This is a genomic window from Roseovarius sp. JB2-10 (genome assembly GCF_055693585.1).
In genome coordinates this window covers 2,241,055-2,262,525 of sequence record NZ_CM146337.1, presented here as the reverse complement: position 1 = coordinate 2,262,525, position 21,471 = coordinate 2,241,055, and the positions used below count along the sequence as shown (strand labels likewise).

Below are 21,471 nucleotides of genomic sequence, written 5' to 3'. Positions count from 1 at the left end.
CTTTCCACATTGCCCGGGCATGTGACACGCTTCGTATCGGCCCTAGTCTTCAAAAATGTCTTGCCCGCAAAATTCACCACCCTGGTATACTGCGGTTACGTCGTCGATCGCTGGTCGCGAGCATTTGGCGTCAATACCGGAGCGAAAAACCTCGGCGTTGTCCTTTGGCTGCCACCCAAGAAAACCTACCTCACTATTGTCCCACCAGGACGCGTCATTGTTGGAAGCACCGTAGATAATCGGACATCCCAATCGCGGAACGGCGAAAACTCTTTCGATCAACGATATCAGATCATCATAGCTCAACCAGGTTGATAGCATCCGATGGTTCTTTGGCTCCGGAAAAGATGACCCGATACGGACGAGGGCTGTCTCGATCCCGAATTTTTCGAAGTAAAGCCGCGCGAGAGCCTCTCCGAAGACCTTGGAAACGCCATAGAGACCATCGGGCCTAACTGATGCGTTGGCATCAAGCCGCGTTGTCTGTACATGAAAACCAATTGTATGGTTGGAACTGGCAAAAAAGACCCTTGGTGTCACCGACGACTTTCGGGCAGCTTCGTACAAATTGAATACACCGTCGATGTTGGCCTGTTTGATGATGTCCCAAGGGGCCTCAATGGATTGTCCCCCCATGTGAACGATCCCATCGCAGCCTTCCACCATAGCCGCGACGGCTTGTTTGTCGCCCAGATCGCAATAGACAATTTCTTCGTTTTCACCCGCCGTTCCCAACCCTTCCAGCGCGCCAAGACGCACTGTTTTGGCAAGACCTTGCAGTCGGGATCGACACATGGATCCTAGATTGCCATTTGCGCCCGTTATCAGAAGTCTGTTCAGCATGATACGTGTCTCGCTTTTCAGGCAGGCCGCGATTGGTCTGCCACAGGTGGGAAGCCGTAGAGTTCTTCAGCGTTTTTGACGAGTGCAAGGTGACGTGCCTGATCATCCGGCAACCAACCTAAAACAGTGTCGAGCAACACAGCATCGTCAGGGTAGTCTTTGGTCGATTTCGCCAAGTTGTGAGGAAAGTTGGTCCCCCAGACAATACGCTCGGGGGCATAGGTTGCGATGATCTGCGAAACCCCGGCAACGTCGGAATAGTCGGGGGCTCCTTCAGAAGAAGATTCGTAGCAACCGGCAAACTTGAACCAACACTTTCCACCGTCGATGAGACGCTTGAGCATCGCAACTTCCGCTCCACCAGGTGCGCCACCACGTGAAAATTTGCCATGATGGTCAAAGACCCATCTGGACCGCAGTTTTGAGAGCCTTTCGAAATGCTCTGCGATTTCCGAGCCGTTGAACTGCACCGCAATCATCCAGCCCGCTGCACTGGCGCGTGCGTCAATTTCTTCGAGTTGGTCCAGACCGACCGCACCGCCCGGTAAATCCACAATGCGCGTACCAACGACCCCGGCGTCCGTGAGCGTTGCCAGTTCGGCATCAGAGGTTTGCTCGTTTATAGCAGCCACGCCACGCGCCGCCTCTCTGGTTTCCTGAAGTGCGGCAAGCAAATTTGCGTTATTCGTCTGATGCGCATTCCCTTGCGTGATGACAAACCTGTCAATGCCGAGCCAGCCCATGAGCTGCCGGTACTCTGTCAGCTCAGGCAGACCCTCTGGCAAATCAGGCCCACCCGGCATTGCCGGAAATCCGGAAAGATAGACGTGAAGGTGTGTGTCAATGGCGCCGGCAGGCAGTTTGATCTCTGGGGCACGACCGGTGAAGTGGCGCTCGATCATTCGGTTTCTCCCATGGCGAACTCTGCCAATGCGTCGCGATTGATCTCTATACCTAGCCCCGGTTTGTTCGGAATTTCGATCACTCCGTTTTCATGTTCGATCGGACTGGTGATAATCGTCTGCCGGAACGGATTATGGGTCCGGTCAAACTCGAAGATTGGTTCAATAGGGTCGCGCCGGGGCGGGTCCGGCAGCATTGCCGATACAAACTGAAGGCTCGCAGCAATTTGTACTGCTGTGCCCCAGACATGTGGAACGACACGCACGCCTCGAAGCGCGGCCATATCAGCGATACGGCGCATCTCCGAAAAACCACCAGTGCCACACAAATCTGGCTGTGCGATATCAATGCATTCTGTTTCAAGGGGTTCACGGAACGCGAACCTTCCATGCCAGGTTTCACCGCCTGCAACCGGAATAGGTTGCCCAGCTCGTACACGGCGATACGCGTCAAGCTGTTCTGGAAGGACAGGTTCCTCGAACCAATCGATGTCGAACTCTGCCGCGCGTTTACCCAGGTTGATGGCTTCCTGGATTGTATACCCGTGGTTCGCGTCAATCATTAGTCGCGTCTGCGGACCAATCGCGTCACGCACGGCCCTGATAACGGCAAGGTCTTCCGCCACGCCGAAGCCAATCTTGATTTTGACGGCGTGAAAGCCCGCCGCTACATGGGTCGCGCATTCTTCAGCATTGTCGGAAACACGGTCGACACCGTCGCTCCGAAATGAGCCGGTTGCATAAGCCTTTACGGTTTCCCGAACGCGCCCTCCAAGAAGCGCGGAAACCGGAACGCCGAAATGATGCCCCTTGATATCCCACAAAGCGACGTCGATTCCTGAAAGCGCGGTCATGGTCAAACCGCGCTGACCTTGATCTCGCAAGAGATTATAGAGGCTTTGCCAGAGAATTTCGGTATCCAGCGGATTGCGACCAATCAAATGCGGCGCATAGGCGTTCACGACCGACGCATTTGGTTGCGCTGGCCCGAGACATTCCCCCCACCCCGTTGTCCCATCATCACAGACGATTTCGACCAATACATGCTGCCGCCGGGTGAAACGCATCGATGCGCTCTCGAAAGCGGTGTCGAGTTTGTAATCCAACAGATGCGTATGAACTTCGGAAATTTTCATGGACAAGAAACGAAAGAGGACAAGCGAATGCCCGTGATCCAAGATCCACGTCTCCAGCCAACGGAGCCGGAAAATCTTGGCTTAAATGTGTGTGGCATTCTTTGGTTATTCATGCTCCCCCCTCAACTGCGCTGCTTCTCGCGCCAACGCTTCAATACCCGCCCAATCGCCCGCAATGGTCAGGTCCTTCGGTGCAACCCAGCTGCCCCCGGCGCAAAGCACATTTGGAAGCGTAAGATAGGAGCCTGCATTGGACGGGCTTACACCACCTGTTGGGCAAAATGAAATCTGCGGCAAAGGCGCGCCAATGGCCTTGAGTGCTGGTGCCCCGCCCGACGCCTCAGCCGGAAAGAACTTGAGCATGTCATAGCCACGGGCCAACAGGCGCATCGCCTCAGACGCGGTCGCGGCACCTGGCAGCAACGGCAGGTCTTCAGCTTCACAAGCGGCAAGAAGCTCGTCTGTCGCCCCAGGGGAGACACCGAAGGACGCGCCGGCCTCTTTGGCGGCCCGGACATCCTTGGCGGTGATTAGCGTGCCGGCCCCCACATGCCCACCTGTGACGTCTTTCATGGCCCGGATCACTTCGAGAGCGCTAGAGGTGCGCAATGTGACTTCCAGCGAAGGAAGACCGCCCGCGACAAGTGCCTCGGCAAGTGGCCGGGCTGTCGCGACATCATCAACCACTAAAACTGGGACGATTGGAGCAAGCGCGCAGATATCTCGGGTCCGTCTGCTTGCGTCTTTTGGAGAAACGGTCATCTGGATCAATCATCCTTTTGCGGGTGCATCATTTGTCCGATCCAATTTTTGTGCGGAACGATTTGAATAGCGCGTTCTGAGCCCGACGAAGCAGCAGGTAGTTTGGCGGTGGTACCCAGGATGTCAAGAATGCTGGGTCCTTCATGTCAACGCTCCAAAATCAGTTATTGGTGGCAGTCCAATTTGTCCGTGATCCAATTTCTGAAACTAATCTGAGTGACGCGCGCGCCAGGCTTCAAATCGTTCGAGAACATCTGGGTCGGTTGCAGGATAAAGTCCGATCACTGGGGTGTTTTTGCGCACCTCCTCCAGAACGAAACGTTCGAAAAACTCCATTGGACCTGCCTCATTCGCGATGTCATCGGCAAGGTGACGAGGAATAACCATAACACCATCGCTGTCACCCAGAACGATGTCACCAGGATAGACCGCCACGTCGCCACAGCCGATTGGCAAACCAATATCGACCGCATGGTGTTTCGTAAGGTTGGTGGGGGCAGACGGTTTGGCAGCAAAGACTGGCATCTCGAGCGCGGCAACACCCTCAGCGTCGCGGATGCCGCCATCGGTGACAACACCTGCTGCTCCGCGCATTTCCAATCGTGTCAAAAGGATCGACCCTGCCGAGGCCGCGGAAGCATCCTGCCGACAATCCATAACCAATACTGAACCTTCAGGACACGTCTCCACGGCCACGCGCTGCGGGTGATCAGGTTCACGAAACGCCTCGATCGGGTCTGTATCCGGTCGCGCAGGGATGTAGCGCAGCGTAAAGGCCGGGCCAACAAGTGGCGGTTTACCATGACCCAAAGGGGCAACGCCCTGAATGTAGGCGTTTTGATAGCCGCGTTTGAAGAGCAGTGTTGCGACAGTCGCTGTGCTGACCTTTGACAACCGATCCAGTGTTTTTGGATGCAGCTTAATTGTTTCGGCAGGCTGGGGGTTCGGCATGGCTGGATCCTTTTGCAAAGGTCATTGGGAATGGTCGAGCAGGCTTTGGCTGATTGGAACAAGCGCGCCTTTGCCTTGCACGACATGCCCTGCCAGTTTGCACGCCAGTGCTATGCTGTCTGGCAGTGGCGTATCCGTTGCCAGCCCCGCCAGAATACCAGCATTGAAACTATCACCAGCCGCCGTTGTATCCACAACCGAGGTTAGGGGTGGGACATCGACAGTGCCCTCTCTATCACCGGCGCGATAGAGGACCGGCTCCGCGCCGTTCTTGACTACAATCGTTTCCGCTCCCGCCCTTGCATAGCGCTGCAGCGTGGCGGCTGGCGTCGCGTCGCTGAACCAAAGTGCCTCGTCCTCGAAAGACGGCAAGGCGATATCGCTGACGGCGGCGGCTTGCATGATGTTCTCGGTCATCTCTGACGGGCTGCCCCAAAGATGCGGGCGTAAATTTGGGTCGAAGGCAATCCGTTTTCCAGCGCGCCGCACCGACCGGGCAGCATCGAGCAGAGCCTCACGCCCTTCCCGGTCTAGGATCGCCAGAGTGATACCAGAAAAATAGATCAGATCTGATTGCTTCATGGCATATTCAAGCGCTTGCTTGTCTTGAGCCAACAGGCGTGCAGCAGACTGACCGCGCCAATAGGTAAAACTTCGTTCTCCGTTGTCCAGCGTTATAAGATACAGGCCCACCGAGCGGTTAGGTACGATCCTCACCTGTTGGGTGTCGACCCTGCTTTCACGCATGACACTCAGCATCCGAGAGGAGATGGCATCATCGCCAACGGCTGTGAAATAGGACAAGTGCGTATCTGATGAAAGTTGGGCCATATACCAGGCCGTGTTAAACGTATCTCCGGCAAAGCCCATCTGATACGAACCCGGCGCATCAGACGGGGCCATTTCGGCCATACATTCACCAATAGAGAGAACACGCATCTTGCGGTTTCCTATGCTTTGAAGGCAGCGGTGTTCGCCACTGTCCGACACGTATCGTCGCCTGCCTCTGCGGTCACGAGAATAGCATTCCGCCATTGATATCGACATTTGTGCCCGTCAGATAGGCCGAGTCCTCGCTCGCCAGATACGATACTAGGTTCGCAACATCTTCCGACAGACCTTGCCGTTTGAGGGGTGCTGCGGCTTCCAACCCGCGGCGGCCGGCATCGGGGGTGTGGATGTTATGGAAATCCGTGTCGATCATACCCGGGCAGATGGCATTGACACGGATATCCGGCCCCAGTTCCTTTGCGAGACTGCGGGTAAATGTCATGACCCCACCTTTTGAGGTTGCATAAGCTGAAGCGCCAGGTCCGCCGCCGTCGCGACCGGCCTGGCTGGCGATGTTCACAATCGCCCCGGATTTCATATGCACCAATGCCGCTTTGACCATAAGAAAGGTACTGGTCAGGTTGAGATCCATGACGGCCTGCCAATGCTCTAGCGACATCTCAGTGATTTTCTTGCGCGCGATCAAACCGCCCGCATTGTTCACAAGGATGTTCAGGCCGCCATAGTTTTCGACCGTCCTGGTGATCAGCGCATCGACTTCTGTGGGTTTGTTCAGGTCGCCTTGCATTGCAAACCCCTTGCCACCGGTCTTTTCAATCTCAGCCACGGTTTCCTCGGCTCCTGCACTACTGGAGAAGTAGTTCACCGCGACATTGGCCCCCTCAGACGCGAGCTTAACCGCGCAAGCACGCCCGATATCGCGACCGCCACCGGTAACAATTGCGGTTTTTCCCTGAAGTCTCATGGTTATTCTTTCCCGTTCAATTGGTGTTGCGTCTTGTGGTGCTATGCGCAGCTGATGGATCCGGTGCTATAGCTTGGCAAAATAGTCGAAAATCTCTGGCACGTTGCCATCGCCCATGCCGGCATCTGCGGCTGCCTGAAGGTTGTTCGCAGTTCCTTCAGCGATCTCGGCGCGCGTGCCCACGTCCTCGGCCAGCTTCAGGAAATAACCAAGATCCTTACTGGCATTGTTAATCGAAAACCCCAAATCGCTGACACCATCCACCGCGTAATTCTTGCAAAACTGCATAAAAGGTGAATTGGACGGACCAGCTGACATGATGTCAAAAAGCTTTTGTTTATTGACCCCTGCGCGTTCAGCCACGGCAAAGGCTTGGCTCATGGTGCAAGCGGTCGTCATACCCATAAAGTTGTTGATGAGCTTAGTCACATGGCCCGCGCCTAGCGCGCCGAGGTGAAAGACATTTTCGCCCAGCACATCCAACACAGGTTTTACCTTTTCAAACGTCTCCATGTCTCCCGCCGCCATGATGTTCAGCAGGCCGTCCTTGGCATGTGCGGGCGTTCGCCCCAGCGGCGCATCAATCATGCCAGCACCCTTGGCGGCCAGATCAGCGCCGACTTTGCGCGTGGAAGCAGGGATTGAGGTGCCAAAATCAATGACGACTGCACCGTCTTTGATACCCGCCAGGATGCCGTCATCGCCATAAATTAGGCTTTCAACAACCTCTGAAGTCGTCACACAAAGCATCACTATATCGCTGCTTGCAGCAAGCTCTCTTGGTGTACTGACTTCCACCGCGCCACGGTTGACTGCTGTCGCAACCGCCTCTTTGTTGCGGCCCATGACAACCAGATCAAGTCCGTTGTTTTGCAGGCATTCTGCCATGTTGCCTCCCATAAGACCGAGGCCGATGAAACCGATGACGGGTTGTGTCATATCTGACTCCTTAAACTCTTCGTAGTTAGATTTTGCAAAGCGCCATGACCCCGGCCTGCGCAACGTCTAAATCCTGCGCCGGGGAACCTGAGCTCACCCCGATCGCGCCAACGACCTGACCGTCAAACACCACGGGCAATCCACCCGCAACGGCCACCATGCGTCCTCCCAACGTGGAGGATATTCCATGTGCGGCCATTCCCGGTTGATTGGCTTCGCCAAGCGCATCCGTGCCCTTTTGAATGCCTGCTGCTGTAAAACTCTTGTCGATCGCTAGATCGATGCTGGTGGTCTTCCCCCTTTCATCCGCTCAAACGCGATCAGGTTGCCACTTTCATCTGTGATGGAAATACACATGGGCACACCGATTTCCTGCGCTTTGGTGCGCGCACCTGCGATCAACATGTACGCGTCATCTATGTCCAGTCGCTTGATTGTCAGCATCGTCATTCTTCCTGCGTTACGGGCCAATGATCAGGTTTGGCAGTGTCAATGAAATGGCTGGTACGAATGTGATCAGCATGAGCGCTGCAAAAATGGCGAGGTAAAAAGGCCAAATCGTTCTCACCGCTTTTTCCATAGGCAGTTTTCCTACAGCGCATCCAACAAACAGACATGTCCCGACCGGCGGCGTGCAAAGACCAAGTCCTAGGTTCACCAAAAGGATCATGCCGAACTGCAGCGGGTCGATGCCCAGCATATTCATGACCGGCATGAAGATCGGCGTGCAGATCAGGATCAACGCGGCCATGTCCATGATCATTCCCAATAGCAACAACACCGCATTGATCATTAACAAGATCAGGATCGGGTTTTCTGTGATACCCAACAGGAATTCGACCGTTTTGGTGGGCACCCGGTTGAATGTCAGCATATAGGCAAAGGCACCTGCACATGCGATCAGGATCATCACCATCGACGTTGTGCGCACGGAAGATACGACGGCGATTTTGAAATTGTCCCAAGTCAAGCTGCGGTAGACAACAAGAGTTACCACAAAGGCATACATTGCACCGAACGCCCCGGATTCAGTCACAGTGAAGACGCCCGACAAAACTCCGCCAACAATGATCACCGCTGTTAGCAGGCCGGGGATTGAGCCCACAAATGCAATGGCAAGAGCGGTCCAACCTGGAAACTGCTCGGCTTGATACCCGCGTTTAACGGCGACTACGTAGGCGGCGATCGCAAGACAGCAACACATCAAAACGCCCGGCACAACGCCAGCAAGGAAAAGTTTGGAAATTGACACCGCCCCGCCTGTTGCAAGGGCAAAAATGATCATGTTGTGGCTGGGCGGAATGATGATCCCGGCAATGGATGATGTCACCGTGACATTTACCGCATAATCGGCGTCATAGCCTTTGTCTTTCATCACAGGGATCAGGATTGATCCCAATGCCGAGATATCGGCAATGGCCGAACCCGAAATGCCACCAAACAACATGGACGAAAAGACGTTGACGATACCAAGTCCACCGCGCACAGCGCCCACTGCTGCTTGCGCAAACCGGACCAGTCTGATGGCGATGCCCCCATGGAACATCAGTTCGCCAGCAAAGATGAAGAATGGGATCGCCATCAAGGAAAACACGTTGATCCCCGACACAATGCGCTGAAAGCCTACAAACAGAGGCAACCCTTCAAACCAGAAAGCCGACAATGCAGCGATACCCAACGCGTAGGCCACCGGCGCGCCGATAATGACACTAAGGGCGAATACCCCCAACAGAATCATTAGTCCCATGACTATCCCTGATCTATATTATCTTGGCGCTTGTCCTGGCCCAGAAACAGGCGGATCAGATGGCCGATTGAAAAAAGGAAAACCAATGCGCCGCTGATCGTCAGAGGCAATGAACGTAAACCCTCTGACCATTGGATAAGTGGAATCAGCGTGTTCCATTTGAACTTGGTCAGCTCGATCCCGTACCAGAACATCATGCCGCCAAATCCTGCCATCAGGACATCAGAGATCACGACAAAAATCGTTCGCACAGAAGATGGAACAATATTGCGGAACACCACTACAGACAAATGCGTGTGATTTTGCACGCCTGCGGCTGCACCTAGAAATGCAATTACCATGACCAATAGCAACGAGACCTGCTCGACCCATGTGGGTGTGTTGTTCAGGACGTAGCGACCGAACACCAACCACGCAAAGATAGCAGTCATGCCGACAATGGCGATGCCAGCCAAAAAAACACAAAGCCGTGCCAAAAGATCAAGTATGCTGTCCATGGTGCGCAGGGCGGCATGTGAGGTTTCAGGCTCTTGCATGGGGTTTCCTTTGAGACAAAACGCCCGGCATCCAATTGGTGGAGCCGGGCGCTCTAAGTCGATTTAAAACAACTTACTCAGTGGCTTGCGCCATCTCAACAAGAGCTTTCATGTCGGGATTTGCTGCCAAGTAGTCCGCATAAACCGAATCCATCGCGGACTGGAATGGACCTTTGTCGGCAATTTCGTTGACAGCGATGCCTGCCGCCTCAACATCTTTACGCGCTTGCTCAGAACCGACTGCCCAAAGCTCACGCTGTATCAACGCGGCTTCTTCCGCTGCACCGCGAACAGCGGCTTGCATCTCTGCGGACAGGGCATTGAACTTGTCGGTGTTCACGCAGATGCACTCTGGAATGATCAAGTGCTCGGACAAAGAATAGTGAGTGGTCACTTCATAATGACCAACATTCTTGAACGACGGGAAGTTGTTTTCGGCACCATCAACGACACCGGTTTTTAGCGCTTGCTGAACTTCCGAAAATGCCATCGGTGACGGGTTGCCGCCCATTGCAGAGATCATCGAGGTGTAAAGATCGTTATTCATGACGCGGATCTTCAGGCCCGCAACATCATCAGGCGTGTTGATCGGCTTTTGGCTGTAGAAAGACCGCGCGCCAGCGTCAAACCAGGCGAGCGGCAGAACGCCTGCATCACCCATCGCGCCCGCGACGACTTGACCGGCCTCGCCCTCTAGAACGCGGAACATGTGTGGAACGCTTTTGAAGATAAAGGGCAGCGAGACAAGGTTGGCTTCTTTGACCATCGGGCCTATGGGGCCGAGGTTGAAGTTGCCAACTTCGATTGCGCCAATGCGAACCTGTTCAAGTGCGTCGGGCTGCGAACCAAGGACGCCGCCGTGGAAAACATCGACGGTAATCTCACCGCCGGTTGCTGCGTCAACCAATTCGGCAAATTTGTCCATCGCAGCTGTGTTGGGATGGCCTTCATTGTGGATATTCCACGCTCGCCAGTTGTCGGCAGCAGCTGAAGTTGCAATGAGAGCGACAGCTGTTGCCGTCGCAAAGAACGATTTCGTGAAAGTCATGGGTTCTCCTCCCCGATTAATTTTTGGACAGGACTTGGCCTTCAAGGAATAGGGTATGACTTTGGCCGCAAAGCTTCAGTCTCCCCCAGAGCCACAATCGCTGCTTCCAATATAAGGACACTAGTATCCAAGTTCTGTCAACTGTGGGCGTCTAGTATGTCAGATTGCTTGACAGCCGAACCCACAAAGCCTTTGATGGGCTGGGGGCATACATTGGTTCACATCAACGGTGATCAAGTGAACATCACAGTGGTTTCAATACGTTACCAATGAAACGGCAAATTGGAATCTGATCAGATACAGAGGGCGCAAGCAAGAATCCTTGGAAGACATTGTCAGACGAACCACAACCGATGCGGTCTATGAAACACTACACGACGAGATCGTTTCACTTGAAATTCTTCCCGGAACGAAGCTCTCAGAGACTGAGGTCGCAAGCCGATTCGGCGTATCGCGCCAACCAGTTCGCAACGCCTTCACAAAGCTCGGCAACGAAGACCTGCTTATCATTCGACCGCAAAAGGCAACCGTGGTCCGGGGGTTTTCAATAGAGCGTGTGGCGCTCGCGCGTTTGGTTAGAATGGCCGTCGAGCTTGAGGTCGTCCATCGTGCCATTGCAGTCTGGGACGCAACAAGTGAAGCAAAACTCGCAGAAAACCTCGCCCTACAAGAGCAGGCGATCAGTGCTGGCGATCTATCGGCATTTCACGCGCTTGACTACGATTTTCACAAATTGATCTACGTACTCAGCGGCAATCCGATGGCATTTGATGTGATGCTTGAATCAAAGCAAAAGGTCGACCGGCTTTGTATGCTAAGTCTTGAAAAGGGCAGTGCCGCAGGCTCCATCCTGGCCGACCATCGCGAAATTGCAGAAGCCATGGCGGCGGGAAGTCTGGAACGGGCGCAAGCCTCAGTCAGAAAACACCTGTCCCGCCTCGACGAAACCATAGACTTCATTCACAAGACGCACCCAGACTACTTCGAATAGAAGTTGCCAATCAGTCTTTTTGATATCAAGCAGTTCCCCGCTCCGGACGGTCATTTTCGATATTGAATTTCATGCCATCCAAGAGTTCTTCCAGATCAGGGCGAGCGGCAGGACCGTTTGAGATATCGACCAGCATCAGCGTCCCATTCGGACGGATGCCAAACGCACCGGGCTCGGCAAACAAGCCAGTCGTTTCTGCATCCGATAAAGGTAATGAGACGTAGAGACCAAGCGCGCGCATCTGCGCTTCGGTCAATCCATAGCAAAGATCAAAATCCCAGCCAAACTCTGCTTGGTCTGCCGAGGCCTTTTCTTTGGTGTCGGCAGAGACAACCAAAACATCCATTGCGTCGGTCCAAGCGGGCAGCATCGCATTCAACTTGTTCAAAAAGCGCTTGCAGCGTGGGCAATGCTTGCCCCGATAGACAAACAACATGGTCCAACGGTCTTTTGCCTGACCGATGGTAACCGTGCCTTCGGACCCCAGCCTTAAAAAGCTCATTTGCTCAATTTGCGCGCCGACATTTGGTTTGGCTGAGGTCATAAGTAGTTCCTTTGTTCTGCAAAAATGGATTGGCGCGGATATCCGAACGAACCACTCCAATGATCCGCGCCTCGGGCGGCATCTGTCCAACCACAAAGCTGTGAAACAAGTTGGGGATGATTTTGCTACGCACCAGATCGCTGATTGAGCCGACGATGACGAGATCGAACGGACAATAGGTATGACGTGCGAGACCGTGATCTTAGCAGGCGATTTTCAAAGGGGTCGCTTTTTGAAGCAGTTCACCGATCCGGCGGCCAGTGTCGACCATCCGGTTGGAAAAGCCCCATTCGTTGTCATACCAGCTAATGATGCGCACCAGCCCGTCTTCGGTCACCGATGTCTGAGCGGCGGCAAAACAGGACGAATGCGGATCATGGTTGAAATCGACTGAGACAAGCGGGTCCTCCTCATAAGCAAGAATGCCCGCAAGCTCGGCTGACGCCGCATCCCGGATTGCCGCGTTGATCTCGTCGCGAGTGGCCGGGTTCTGGGGCATGAAGCTGAGATCAACCAGCGAGACATTGGGGGTGGGTACGCGCACCGCAGAGCCTTCCAGCTTTCCTTTGAGCCGAGGCAGCACGAGCGAAATAGCGCGCGCAGCGCCGGTTGACGTAGGCACCATCGACAGCGATGCCGCACGGGCGCGGTAAAGGTCCGCGTGGCTGGCGTCGTGGCTGGGTTGATCTCCGGTAAAGGAATGGATCGTTGTCATGTAGCCGGTCTTGATGCCAAATTCACGGTCAAGCACCATCGCCACCGGTGCAAGGCAATTGGTGGTGCAGGAGGCATTGGAGACGATTACGTCATCGGCCGTCATATCCATGTGGTTGACACCATAGACAATGGTGCGATCTGCATCCTTCCCTGGTGCTGAGATCAAGACACGTTTGGAGCCGTTTTCCAAATGCAGAGCCGCCTTGTCACGATCGGTGAAAAGGCCCGTGCACTCATAGGCGATATCCACGTGGTCCCAGGGCAGGTCCGCAGGATTGCGGATCGACGTTAGGCGGATGCGCTGCCTGCCGACAACAAGATCGCCATCCTCAACCCCAACACGTGTCTTGAGCCGCCCATGCACACTGTCGTATTTCAGCAGGTGCGCGATGGTCTCGGGGGACGACAGATCGTTGATGGCCACGACCTCGACATCGCCTACCTCATTTTCTATCAGGGCACGCAGCACGCCCCGGCCGATCCTTCCAAAACCGTTGATGGCAATTCTGGTTGTCATGTCATTTTCTCCTTTGCAGCGCCGCAACATGCGCCAGTCAGCAATTATATGGTAGCGCTAACATATTTGCTCCCATAAGGGAATACCGTGTCATTCAGATGGGCCATTTTAGAGTTCTCCTGCCTAGTGAGGATTGCCCCTGGCGCGGACAACAGTAACGGCGACAGTAACGGCGGCGGCCCTGGTGTCATGCGCCATGGCCTTTCGCAAGGCATCAAGTGACAGCACGCGCAGATCGGCTTTGCGTAGTTGAATCATCTCGGACAATTGGGGCAAAACACTTTCCAGCCCAGTTTCTATGTGCCACTTCCAAAATGAGTTTCGGGGACTTTGAGCTGCACCCTGTTTCCGCTCCTCGATTTTCGAAGCTGACTGCGGCGAAACGGCGGAGAGAATATTGAGCTTCAAAATGGTCGTGAATAACTTGTCCGAAGGTATCGACTGCAACGAAGCGGCGAGCGTGCCGCACTTGCGAGCGGATGCTGCGTCAGCACACCCCAATGGGCAACGACGGTGAAGTCCGTTTTGCGGTTACTCATGTATCCGAAATGCTGCACCGTGATCCAATGTCAGCTTTCGAGAAACAGCTGGAGAAATTTGACGGGCGTCGAATGGCAGCTCCGGGCCGAATATCATCAGGTGGTAAATAATTAATACATTGTTCTCGCCTGGCCGGTGCATGAACTTGAGGTATTGCGACCGCCTGACTTTGGTCGAAACAGTTTTTCTCGATATGTTAACTTTTCAAAAGCTGTTGATCTGATCTCAAACCTGACACTGCCAAGAGTTTCTCGATAACGCTTTCCAGACCCCCGCGTGATTTTAGGCACGTGAAGAAGAAGGGCCGACCGACACGAATATGGGTCGCGTCACGTTCCATGACCTCCAAAGATGCCCCGACATGGGGCGCCAAATCGGTCTTGTTTATCACCAAAATATCTGAGCGCGTTATCGCCGGGCCACCCTTGCGTGGAATTTCTTCTCCCGCGGCCACGTCGATGACATAGATGGTCACATCGGCGAGTTCCGGACTGAACGTGGCCGACAAGTTATCGCCGCCGCTTTCGATTAGGATCAGGTCCAGATCTTGATGGCGGTTTTGCATTTCTGACACAGCTGCCAGATTGATCGACGCGTCCTCGCGAATGGCCGTGTGTGGGCAGCCTCCCGTTTCAACACCAATCACGCGATCAGCGGGCAAGATCTGCATCCTCATCAACGCTTCAGCGTCTTCCTGGGTGTAGATGTCATTCGTTATAACACCCAATGAGAACGTGTCTTTCAGTTCAGACGCAAGGCGGGCGGTCAGGGTGGTTTTTCCTGCACCGACAGGTCCCCCGATACCAACGCGGACCGGGCCATTGATCTGTGTCATGAATGAAAAATCCTTGGTTGAAGGGTTTCGTGACGCATCGCCATGATGTCAGACATAAATGCCGTGCTGGAAATGTTCTCAGTCCGTTGACCCGCGCTGGCACGGGACACACTGATGCTGGTGGGGTGAAGGCTCGACAACAGCCTTTGCCCTTCCGTTTGCCCCAGTGGCATCAGGCGTTGCGCCACAGCGATCAGATTTGCGGTAAAACTCTGCAGGTACAGCGGAGTGACAAGATCTACATCGATGTCCCGCCTGCGCGCCGCTGCACCAATCGCCAATGGCAGCAACAAATCCGGCAGATCGTATTTCCAGACGGCATTGACGGTTTTCACAAAGGCCAGCCCTTGTTTTTCCGCTTCGACCAGGCGTTCGAAAGTGGGTAAAAAAGCGCGCGCATGGGTGTTCAGATCGCAAAGTTCATCGTCATCCACCGCTGCATGGCCCAGCCTGATCCAGATTGCATCTGTGCGACCAGTGCCATGCGTCAAGAGGCCATCTAACCAGTCGCGCAGGCTTTCGGCGTCGCTCACGTGACCGTCGGCAATGGCCATCTCAAGACCGTGGGAATAGGCAAATGCGCTGACCGGAAAGCCCGGGGACAGCCATTGCATCAGCGTCATCAGGTGGATGTCAGTGGGCATGGGCAGTCGCTCCATGTTCGTGGCTGTGGGTGCGCCCGTGGCCATACGCGCCACCTTCGGGCGTGAAGGGTGCCACGATTTTTTCGACATCCGCGCCGAGATGATCCAGCATATGCGCTATGACAGGATCGCGCTGGATCAGCAGATTAGTCCCGTTGATCTGACAGGGCGTGTGCCGGTTCCCGATATGCCAGGCCAACCGGGCAAGGTTCATGCCAGTGACCTGTAAGAGCGGTTCGGGTGCAGCCTCAATGGCTACCAGGCCGCCGCCGTCAAGCTCGAAGGCGTCGCCGTCGTCAACCGAAGTTGTCTGGCGCAGGTTCACCACGAACTGTTTTCCGGAAACAGCTTCGATCACCTTGCGGCGCAGGAACCGTTGTTCGTAATCAAGCTGGCAAATATCAGCTGCGCCAGACCAATGGCCGCGGCGCAGGACAGTTAAACATATGGGATGCTGCGTCATGGGACTCCTCAAAACAGAAAATATCGCTGCGCCATGGGCAGCACTTCAGCAGGTTGGCAGGTCAGCAATTCACCGTCCGCGCGCACTTCGTAGGTTTCGGGATTGACCTCGACCTGGGGGGTTGCATCGTTCAGCTGCAGGTCTTTCTTGCCGATTTTCCGGGTGTTTTCGACCGCAAGGGTCGATTTGGCGAGGCCGAGTTGGTCACCAATACCCAACTCTTGCGCAGCCGCTGAAACGAAAGACACGGCCGAGCGTTCCACGCTTCTCCCATAGGCCCCGAACATGGGCCGAGAATAAACCGGTTGTGGTGTCGGGATGGACGCATTGGGGTCGCCCATCTGGGCGCAGACAATCGTGCCGCCAATCAGAACCATTTCGGGCTTCACGCCGAAAAACGCCGGATTCCAGAGGCATAAGTCGGCGCGTTTGCCTTCTTCTATGCTTCCGATGTGGGGCGACAGACCGTGCGCAATGGCCGGGTTGATTGTGTATTTGGCCACGTAGCGACGAACGCGCAGATTGTCATTCTCACCAGTTTCTTCGGATAGTCGTCCACGCTGTTTCTTCATCTTGTCCGCGGTCTGCCAAGTGCGAATGATGACCTCACCCACCCGACCCATCGCCTGACTGTCCGAAGCGATGATCGAAAACGCGCCCATGTCGTGCAGGATATCCTCGGCCGCAATAGTCTCGCGCCGGATACGGCTTTCGGCAAAGGCGATGTCCTCGGGGATCGACTTGTCAAGGTGGTGACAGACCATAAGCATGTCCAGATGCTCTTCGATCGTGTTCACTGTAAATGGGCGCGTTGGGTTCGTGGACGAAGGCAACACGTGCTCTTCTCCGCAGATCTTGATGATATCCGGCGCGTGCCCGCCACCTGCGCCTTCGGTGTGGAAGGCGTGGATTGTTCTCCCTTTCATTGCGGCCACGGTGTTTTCGACAAAGCCACTTTCGTTAAGCGTGTCGGTATGGATCATGACCTGAACGTCCATGTCATCGGCAACACTGAGGCAACAATCGATGGCGGCAGGTGTCGTGCCCCAGTCTTCGTGCAGTTTAAGCGCACACGCCCCAGCCTTGACCTGTTCTTCAAGCGCGCCAGGCAGTGAGGCATTGCCCTTGCCAGCAAAGGCCAGGTTCATCGGAAAAGCATCCGCCGCCTGCAACATGCGCCCTATGTGCCAGGGCCCAGGCGTGCAGGTCGTGGCCAGCGTGCCATGGGCGGGTCCCGTGCCGCCGCCCAGCATCGTGGTCAGCCCGGAATGCAGCGCATCTTCGATCTGTTGCGGACAAATGAAATGGATGTGGCTGTCGAACCCGCCCGCGGTCAGGATCCGTCCCTCGCCTGCGATGGCTTCGGTCCCGGGACCGATGATGATGTCCACGCCCGGCTGCGTATCCGGATTGCCCGCCTTGCCGATCTTATAAATTTGCCCATCCCTGAGGCCCACGTCTGCCTTGTAGATGCCCGTGTAGTCCAAGATCAGCGCATTAGTGATGACCGTGTCCACAGCCCCATCGGCACGGCTAACCTGAGATTGGCCCATTCCGTCCCTGATCACCTTGCCACCGCCAAATTTCACTTCTTCGCCGTAGGTAGCCGCGTTTCCGCCTGAGCCACCACTGATGGCAGCACCGACGCGGAGCGCGGTCAGGTCACGCTCCACCTCGATGATGAGGTCCGTATCGGCCAACCGCACCTTGTCGCCCGTGGTGGGGCCAAACATGGCGGCATAGTCCGCACGTTTTATCGTCGCTGGCACCTAGAGATCCCCCATCACTTTCTGATTGAACCCGAAAATGCGCCGCCCGCCCGAGATCGGGATCAGTTGCACCTCGCGCCGCTGTCCGGGCTCAAACCGCACCGCCGTTCCCGCCGCGATATCCAGCCTGTGACCACGGGCCGTCTCGCGGTCAAAATCCAGCGCCGGATTGCTTTCCGCAAAGTGATAATGACTGCCCACCTGAACCGGCCGGTCACCGGTATTGGCCACTTCAAGCACTACCGCCTGGCGACCCGGATTCAGTTCCAGCAAACCCTCGGCGGGAAAGAACTCACCAGGGATCATTTGCGCAGCTTCACGGCCAGGACCGTTCCGACGACCAGCACCAGCGCCGCGACAAGCCAGATGTCACCGCCATGCGGATGCACATGCGCGCCGGGGTGGGCCAAGGCAGGTGTGGCAAACAGAACTGCAGGAAGGACGTATTTCATTGTGGTCTCCTTAGCGGATGGGTTCATGAACGGTGACAAGTTTGGTGCCATCGGGAAACGTGGCCTCGACCTGCACCTCGTGGATCATTTCAGGCACGCCTGGCATGCATTGATCGCGGGTGATGACTTGCGCGCCGGCCTGCATCATGTCGGCAACCGACCGGCCGTCGCGCGCGCCTTCGACCACCGCATCGGTGATCAGAGCAATCGCCTCGGGGTGGTTCAACTTGACGCCGCGAGACAGGCGCTTTCGTGCGACCTCGGCAGCCATGGCCACAAGCAATTTGTCTTTTTCCCGTGGGGTCAGGTTCATGCCTTATAGCCTCCAGCAAGCGGGCAGCGTGTGTTGAGTTAGATGGTCCAGCAGCGGAACAAGAAAGCGGCGCATCTCCAGGCTGTCCTTGGACAGTGCGCGAACGACCAAAACACCAGTCTTCAAGAGTGACGCACCCGCTGTTTCGGGCAGCAACTCGCGCACCCGTGTCAGTTGCGCCTCCGCGTCCGGTGTCACAAGGAGGATCGTCACCATCGCACCTGCGCCCGCTGCGGTAACTTGGTGTGCAAAATGTGCATCTGCATCGCCAAGAACATGGACCACGTCCCGAAAGATTGGTTTGCCGCCGGATGTGACCAAGATTTCGTCCCGGAAATCCACATATTGCAGTGTCTCCCCCATCGCCGTACGGCCAAACACGATCGGTTCGACCAAAAGTGCACGCGATGAGGGTTCAACCACACACGTCAATCGACGCGAAAGCCGTGCACCGTCAAACAGAATAAGTTCTTGCGGCAGCCAGAACAGCGTTGCCGCATCGCCGACTTTCAAATTCGTCGTGACGTGCGCGACATCATCTTCGGCGCGATATGCGCGTTCTGCAGCTTGCGTTGTCAGGGACAGATGGGCAGCGTCCAGCGCCTGAGCTTCCAGAGTGATACGGTCGCCACTTGTCAGGCCACCCGAGGTGTTCAACATTACGGTCTCAACACGATCTCTTGCGCGGGAAAACAGAAGTTTCAGACAACCCGACATGCGCAGATCTCGCAGGCGACTGCCATTGGCGACCTGATGGGCGGACACAAACCCATGGCCCAGGGCGCGAGGCACCTGAACGCATGCATCAATAGTGTCTTCTGCTACTTGATCGTAAATGACACTGGCTCCTGTCGTAACGGCCTAAGTGTTTCTGGGGGATTGAGGGATGCAAGAGAAAGGCAAGGCCGATTGACGACTTTTCAGGCAAACGCCGAAAATTTATACAGCGTAACCGCGTAAATTCGGAAAGTTCCGGACAGCGCTGACGCCGCATTCGCGCAACCTGTTGTAAACAAGGGTCAGAACGTGACTTTTCCATTTTGCCCGCTTGTTCGGCTCTTTTTTGGGTGCAAAGCTCAAGAAATGAGCGGTTTGAAAACTATTGCGTCTGCGGTGTTTTTCGCGGGTTTCCTGGTTTCGGATGCACAGGCTGATACGGCCGATCTGGCAACCACGATTGCAGGATGTGCTGGGCGTTTTTCAGCAGAGCTGGAGCACGCATGGTTGATGCAGAATGATCGTAGCGAGACACTGAAGGTGCAGCGCGAAAACTTCATTGCAATTCTGGAAGCCATTATGCCTGTCGGGTCCGGACGCGAAATTCTGGCCCATCGGATCGACGCCAAAATCGCCCAGGCGCGGCTTTTGACCATTGCGGATTTCGGCACCGATCCAACCCGGATGAGCTGGGCGCGGCAGCAGTCGCGTTACTATAAGGACCGTTGCGCCAGTTTGCTGTTGGAAAGCTGATCCTCCACCCTGACGGCTTTCGTCTAAATTATGATCGCCCTGAGGCATTCGGCCCAAAAATTGGGCGCAGTCCCCGGATTCTGGGGATTGGTCGGGGCTAGGACTCGGCATTTCCGGTGGGTTTGCTACTCAACAACCTCGAAGGTGTTTCCCTTCGATGTTGTGCGATGGTGCCGGCCTAGGAACCAATACACCACCGCACATCGCAACTAAATTGCGTGGGTTTGATATGAGCGCGCCTGACGCGCAGCGCAAGACCCTCGCCGACAGGAAAGGACGATCAATGTATAAATCTGTCATGGGCGTTGCTGCTGGCTTGCTGCTCTCATCTGCTTTGCCGACCCTGGCACAAGACTGCCCGATCAAGGTGGGCGTGCTGCATTCTCTCTCCGGCACGATGGCGATTTCGGAAACCACACTCAAAGATACGATGGAAATGCTGGTGGAACAGCAGAACGAAAAAGGCGGCGTTTTGGGATGCCAACTCGAGGCCGTCGTGGTCGACCCGGCCTCGGATTGGCCGCTTTTGCTGAAAAAGCACGCGAATTGCTGACAGTGCACGAGGTTGACGTGATTTTTGGCAACTGGACCAGCGTCAGTCGCAAATCCGTTCTTCCGGTGATCGAGGAACTCGATGGGTTGCTCTTCTATCCGGTGCAGTATGAGGGCGAAGAAAGCTCCAAGAACGTGTTCTACACCGGTGCCGCGCCCAACCAGCAGGCCATCCCGGCAACGGATTATTTCCTGGATGAGCTTGGTGTTGAGAAATTCGCACTACTCGGGACCGACTATGTTTATCCTCGAACAACCAACAACATCCTTGAATCCTATCTGCAATCCAAGGGGATTGCAGCGGACGACATCTTTGTGAACTACACGCCTTTCGGCCATTCCGATTGGTCCAAGATCGTGGGCGATGTCGTGGCGCTTGGGTCTGATGGCAAGAAGGTGGGCGTGATTTCCACGATCAACGGTGATGCCAATGTGGGTTTCTACAAGGAACTCGCAGCTGCTGGTGTCAGCGCCGATGACATTCCCGTTGTGGCATTCTCGGTAGGTGAAGAGGAGCTTGCTGGTCTCGATACATCGAGCCTCGTGGGCCATCTGGCCGCGTGGAACTATTTCCAGTCTGCAGAATCCGAAGCCAACGAGGCATGGGTTGAGGCGTGGAAAGCCCGGATGGGTGAAGAACGCGTGACCAACGACCCGATGGAAGCGCATTACATTGGCTTCAACATGTGGGTGAACGCCGCGACTGAAGCAGGCACGACAGAAGTCGATGCCGTGCGCACTGCTATGTATGGCCAGGAATTCCCGAACCTGACTGGTGGAACCGCGGTCATGTTGCCAAACCACCACCTGGCCAAGCCGGTCCTGATCGGTGAAATCCAGGAGGACGGTCAGTTCGACATCATCAGTCAGACCGAGGAGGTGCCAGGCGACGCCTGGACAGATTACCTACCGGAATCGGCAGTGCTGAAATCCGACTGGGCTGAACTGGGCTGCGGTATGTACAATACCGAAACCGAGTCCTGCGTTCAGATCAAATCGAACTACTGATCTGACACCAAATTCCGGTGCGGGGGGAACCTCCGC

24 protein-coding genes and 2 pseudogenes are annotated in these 21,471 nt (G+C 55.3%); 3 read left to right on the top strand and 23 right to left on the bottom strand.

All coding sequences use genetic code 11. The features are described from left to right. Positions 1–42: 42 nt before the first annotated feature. The 12 genes and pseudogenes from ACZ1HJ_RS11385 to ACZ1HJ_RS11330 all read right to left on the bottom strand — a co-directional run bounded on the left by ACZ1HJ_RS11385 (position 43) and on the right by ACZ1HJ_RS11330 (position 10,665). On the bottom strand, positions 43–843 hold the full coding sequence (locus ACZ1HJ_RS11385) for an NAD-dependent epimerase/dehydratase family protein (RefSeq protein ID WP_472718781.1): 801 nt from the start codon (positions 841–843) through the stop codon (positions 43–45). 17 nt (positions 844–860) lie between these two features. Beyond that, positions 861–1,745, bottom strand: coding sequence for an amidohydrolase family protein (locus tag ACZ1HJ_RS11380; protein WP_472718780.1), 885 nt, complete (start codon positions 1,743–1,745; stop codon positions 861–863). Then, positions 1,742–2,923 carry a mandelate racemase/muconate lactonizing enzyme family protein gene (locus ACZ1HJ_RS11375; RefSeq protein WP_472718779.1) on the bottom strand — a complete coding sequence of 394 codons (1,182 nt, stop codon included), beginning with the start codon at positions 2,921–2,923 and terminating at the stop codon, positions 1,742–1,744. The genes ACZ1HJ_RS11380 and ACZ1HJ_RS11375 overlap by 4 nt, the downstream gene beginning before the upstream one ends. A gap of 63 nt (positions 2,924–2,986) precedes the next feature. Further along, positions 2,987–3,643 carry a bifunctional 4-hydroxy-2-oxoglutarate aldolase/2-dehydro-3-deoxy-phosphogluconate aldolase gene (gene eda / locus ACZ1HJ_RS11370; protein ID WP_472718778.1) on the bottom strand — a complete coding sequence of 219 codons (657 nt, stop codon included), beginning with the start codon at positions 3,641–3,643 and terminating at the stop codon, positions 2,987–2,989. Between the two features lie 207 nt (positions 3,644–3,850). Beyond that, the gene (locus ACZ1HJ_RS11365; protein ID WP_472718777.1) at positions 3,851–4,594 is read right to left on the bottom strand and encodes a ribonuclease activity regulator RraA; all 744 of its coding nucleotides are present in this window, start codon (positions 4,592–4,594) and stop codon (positions 3,851–3,853) included. Between the two features lie 21 nt (positions 4,595–4,615). Then, on the bottom strand, positions 4,616–5,533 hold the full coding sequence (locus ACZ1HJ_RS11360; RefSeq protein ID WP_472718776.1) for a sugar kinase: 918 nt from the start codon (positions 5,531–5,533) through the stop codon (positions 4,616–4,618). Positions 5,534–5,606: 73 nt separating this feature from the next. Next, a complete protein-coding gene (locus ACZ1HJ_RS11355; protein WP_472718775.1) occupies positions 5,607–6,350 on the bottom strand; it encodes an SDR family NAD(P)-dependent oxidoreductase in 744 nt (247 codons plus the stop codon). Between the two features lie 66 nt (positions 6,351–6,416). Beyond that, positions 6,417–7,289, bottom strand: coding sequence for an NAD(P)-dependent oxidoreductase (locus ACZ1HJ_RS11350; protein ID WP_472722199.1), 873 nt, complete (start codon positions 7,287–7,289; stop codon positions 6,417–6,419). A gap of 25 nt (positions 7,290–7,314) precedes the next feature. Beyond that, positions 7,315–7,733 (bottom strand): annotated as a pseudogene (locus ACZ1HJ_RS11345) (GlcG/HbpS family heme-binding protein). Between the two features lie 16 nt (positions 7,734–7,749). Beyond that, positions 7,750–9,036, bottom strand: a complete 1,287-nt coding sequence (locus ACZ1HJ_RS11340; protein WP_472718774.1) for a TRAP transporter large permease — start codon at positions 9,034–9,036, stop codon at positions 7,750–7,752. 2 nt (positions 9,037–9,038) lie between these two features. Further along, complete coding sequence (locus tag ACZ1HJ_RS11335) at positions 9,039–9,572, bottom strand: TRAP transporter small permease (protein WP_472718773.1); 534 nt, start codon at positions 9,570–9,572, stop codon at positions 9,039–9,041. 73 nt (positions 9,573–9,645) lie between these two features. Next, positions 9,646–10,665, bottom strand: a complete 1,020-nt coding sequence (locus tag ACZ1HJ_RS11330) for a TRAP transporter substrate-binding protein (RefSeq protein WP_472718772.1) — start codon at positions 10,663–10,665, stop codon at positions 9,646–9,648. Between the two features lie 277 nt (positions 10,666–10,942). Between ACZ1HJ_RS11330 and ACZ1HJ_RS11325 the strand changes: the two genes are divergently transcribed. Then, entirely contained in the window at positions 10,943–11,611 is a 669-nt protein-coding gene (locus ACZ1HJ_RS11325; protein ID WP_472718771.1) for a GntR family transcriptional regulator, read from the top strand. A 25-nt stretch (positions 11,612–11,636) separates the two neighbouring features. On the opposite strand, the gene ACZ1HJ_RS11320 is transcribed toward ACZ1HJ_RS11325, so the two are convergent. The 11 genes from ACZ1HJ_RS11320 to ACZ1HJ_RS11270 all read right to left on the bottom strand — a co-directional run bounded on the left by ACZ1HJ_RS11320 (position 11,637) and on the right by ACZ1HJ_RS11270 (position 19,197). After that, positions 11,637–12,155, bottom strand: a complete 519-nt coding sequence (locus ACZ1HJ_RS11320; RefSeq protein WP_472718770.1) for a redoxin domain-containing protein — start codon at positions 12,153–12,155, stop codon at positions 11,637–11,639. Then, positions 12,118–12,288: a hypothetical protein gene (locus ACZ1HJ_RS11315; RefSeq protein WP_472718769.1), complete on the bottom strand. Its 171-nt coding sequence runs from the start codon at positions 12,286–12,288 to the stop codon at positions 12,118–12,120. Before ACZ1HJ_RS11315 ends, ACZ1HJ_RS11320 begins: the two co-directional genes overlap by 38 nt. A gap of 69 nt (positions 12,289–12,357) precedes the next feature. Continuing rightward, positions 12,358–13,389 (bottom strand): type I glyceraldehyde-3-phosphate dehydrogenase, encoded by a 1,032-nt coding sequence (gene gap, locus ACZ1HJ_RS11310; protein ID WP_472718768.1) that lies wholly within the window; start codon positions 13,387–13,389, stop codon positions 12,358–12,360. Positions 13,390–14,125: 736 nt separating this feature from the next. After that, positions 14,126–14,764, bottom strand: coding sequence for an urease accessory protein UreG (gene ureG / locus ACZ1HJ_RS11305; protein WP_472718767.1), 639 nt, complete (start codon positions 14,762–14,764; stop codon positions 14,126–14,128). After that, positions 14,761–15,408 carry an urease accessory protein UreF gene (locus ACZ1HJ_RS11300; protein ID WP_472718766.1) on the bottom strand — a complete coding sequence of 216 codons (648 nt, stop codon included), beginning with the start codon at positions 15,406–15,408 and terminating at the stop codon, positions 14,761–14,763. The genes ureG and ACZ1HJ_RS11300 overlap by 4 nt, the downstream gene beginning before the upstream one ends. Continuing rightward, positions 15,398–15,871 carry an urease accessory protein UreE gene (locus ACZ1HJ_RS11295; RefSeq protein ID WP_472718765.1) on the bottom strand — a complete coding sequence of 158 codons (474 nt, stop codon included), beginning with the start codon at positions 15,869–15,871 and terminating at the stop codon, positions 15,398–15,400. The genes ACZ1HJ_RS11300 and ACZ1HJ_RS11295 overlap by 11 nt, the downstream gene beginning before the upstream one ends. 8 nt (positions 15,872–15,879) lie before the next feature. Further along, positions 15,880–17,640 (bottom strand): urease subunit alpha, encoded by a 1,761-nt coding sequence (gene ureC, locus ACZ1HJ_RS11290; protein ID WP_472718764.1) that lies wholly within the window; start codon positions 17,638–17,640, stop codon positions 15,880–15,882. Then, positions 17,641–17,946, bottom strand: a complete 306-nt coding sequence (locus ACZ1HJ_RS11285) for an urease subunit beta (RefSeq protein WP_472718763.1) — start codon at positions 17,944–17,946, stop codon at positions 17,641–17,643. It lies immediately after the preceding gene. Next, positions 17,943–18,092 carry a peptidase M23 gene (locus tag ACZ1HJ_RS11280; RefSeq protein WP_472718762.1) on the bottom strand — a complete coding sequence of 50 codons (150 nt, stop codon included), beginning with the start codon at positions 18,090–18,092 and terminating at the stop codon, positions 17,943–17,945. The genes ACZ1HJ_RS11285 and ACZ1HJ_RS11280 overlap by 4 nt, the downstream gene beginning before the upstream one ends. A gap of 10 nt (positions 18,093–18,102) precedes the next feature. Next, entirely contained in the window at positions 18,103–18,405 is a 303-nt protein-coding gene (locus ACZ1HJ_RS11275; RefSeq protein ID WP_472718761.1) for an urease subunit gamma, read from the bottom strand. Between the two features lie 3 nt (positions 18,406–18,408). Continuing rightward, positions 18,409–19,197, bottom strand: a complete 789-nt coding sequence (locus ACZ1HJ_RS11270; RefSeq protein WP_472718760.1) for an urease accessory protein UreD — start codon at positions 19,195–19,197, stop codon at positions 18,409–18,411. Positions 19,198–19,488: 291 nt separating this feature from the next. Between ACZ1HJ_RS11270 and ACZ1HJ_RS11265 the strand changes: the two genes are divergently transcribed. Together ACZ1HJ_RS11265 and urtA are read left to right on the top strand one after the other, a co-directional pair. Continuing rightward, a complete protein-coding gene (locus ACZ1HJ_RS11265; protein ID WP_472718759.1) occupies positions 19,489–19,875 on the top strand; it encodes a hypothetical protein in 387 nt (128 codons plus the stop codon). A 298-nt stretch (positions 19,876–20,173) separates the two neighbouring features. Further along, positions 20,174–21,435: pseudogene (urtA, locus tag ACZ1HJ_RS11260) on the top strand (urea ABC transporter substrate-binding protein). The last annotated feature ends 36 nt before the right edge of the window (positions 21,436–21,471 follow it).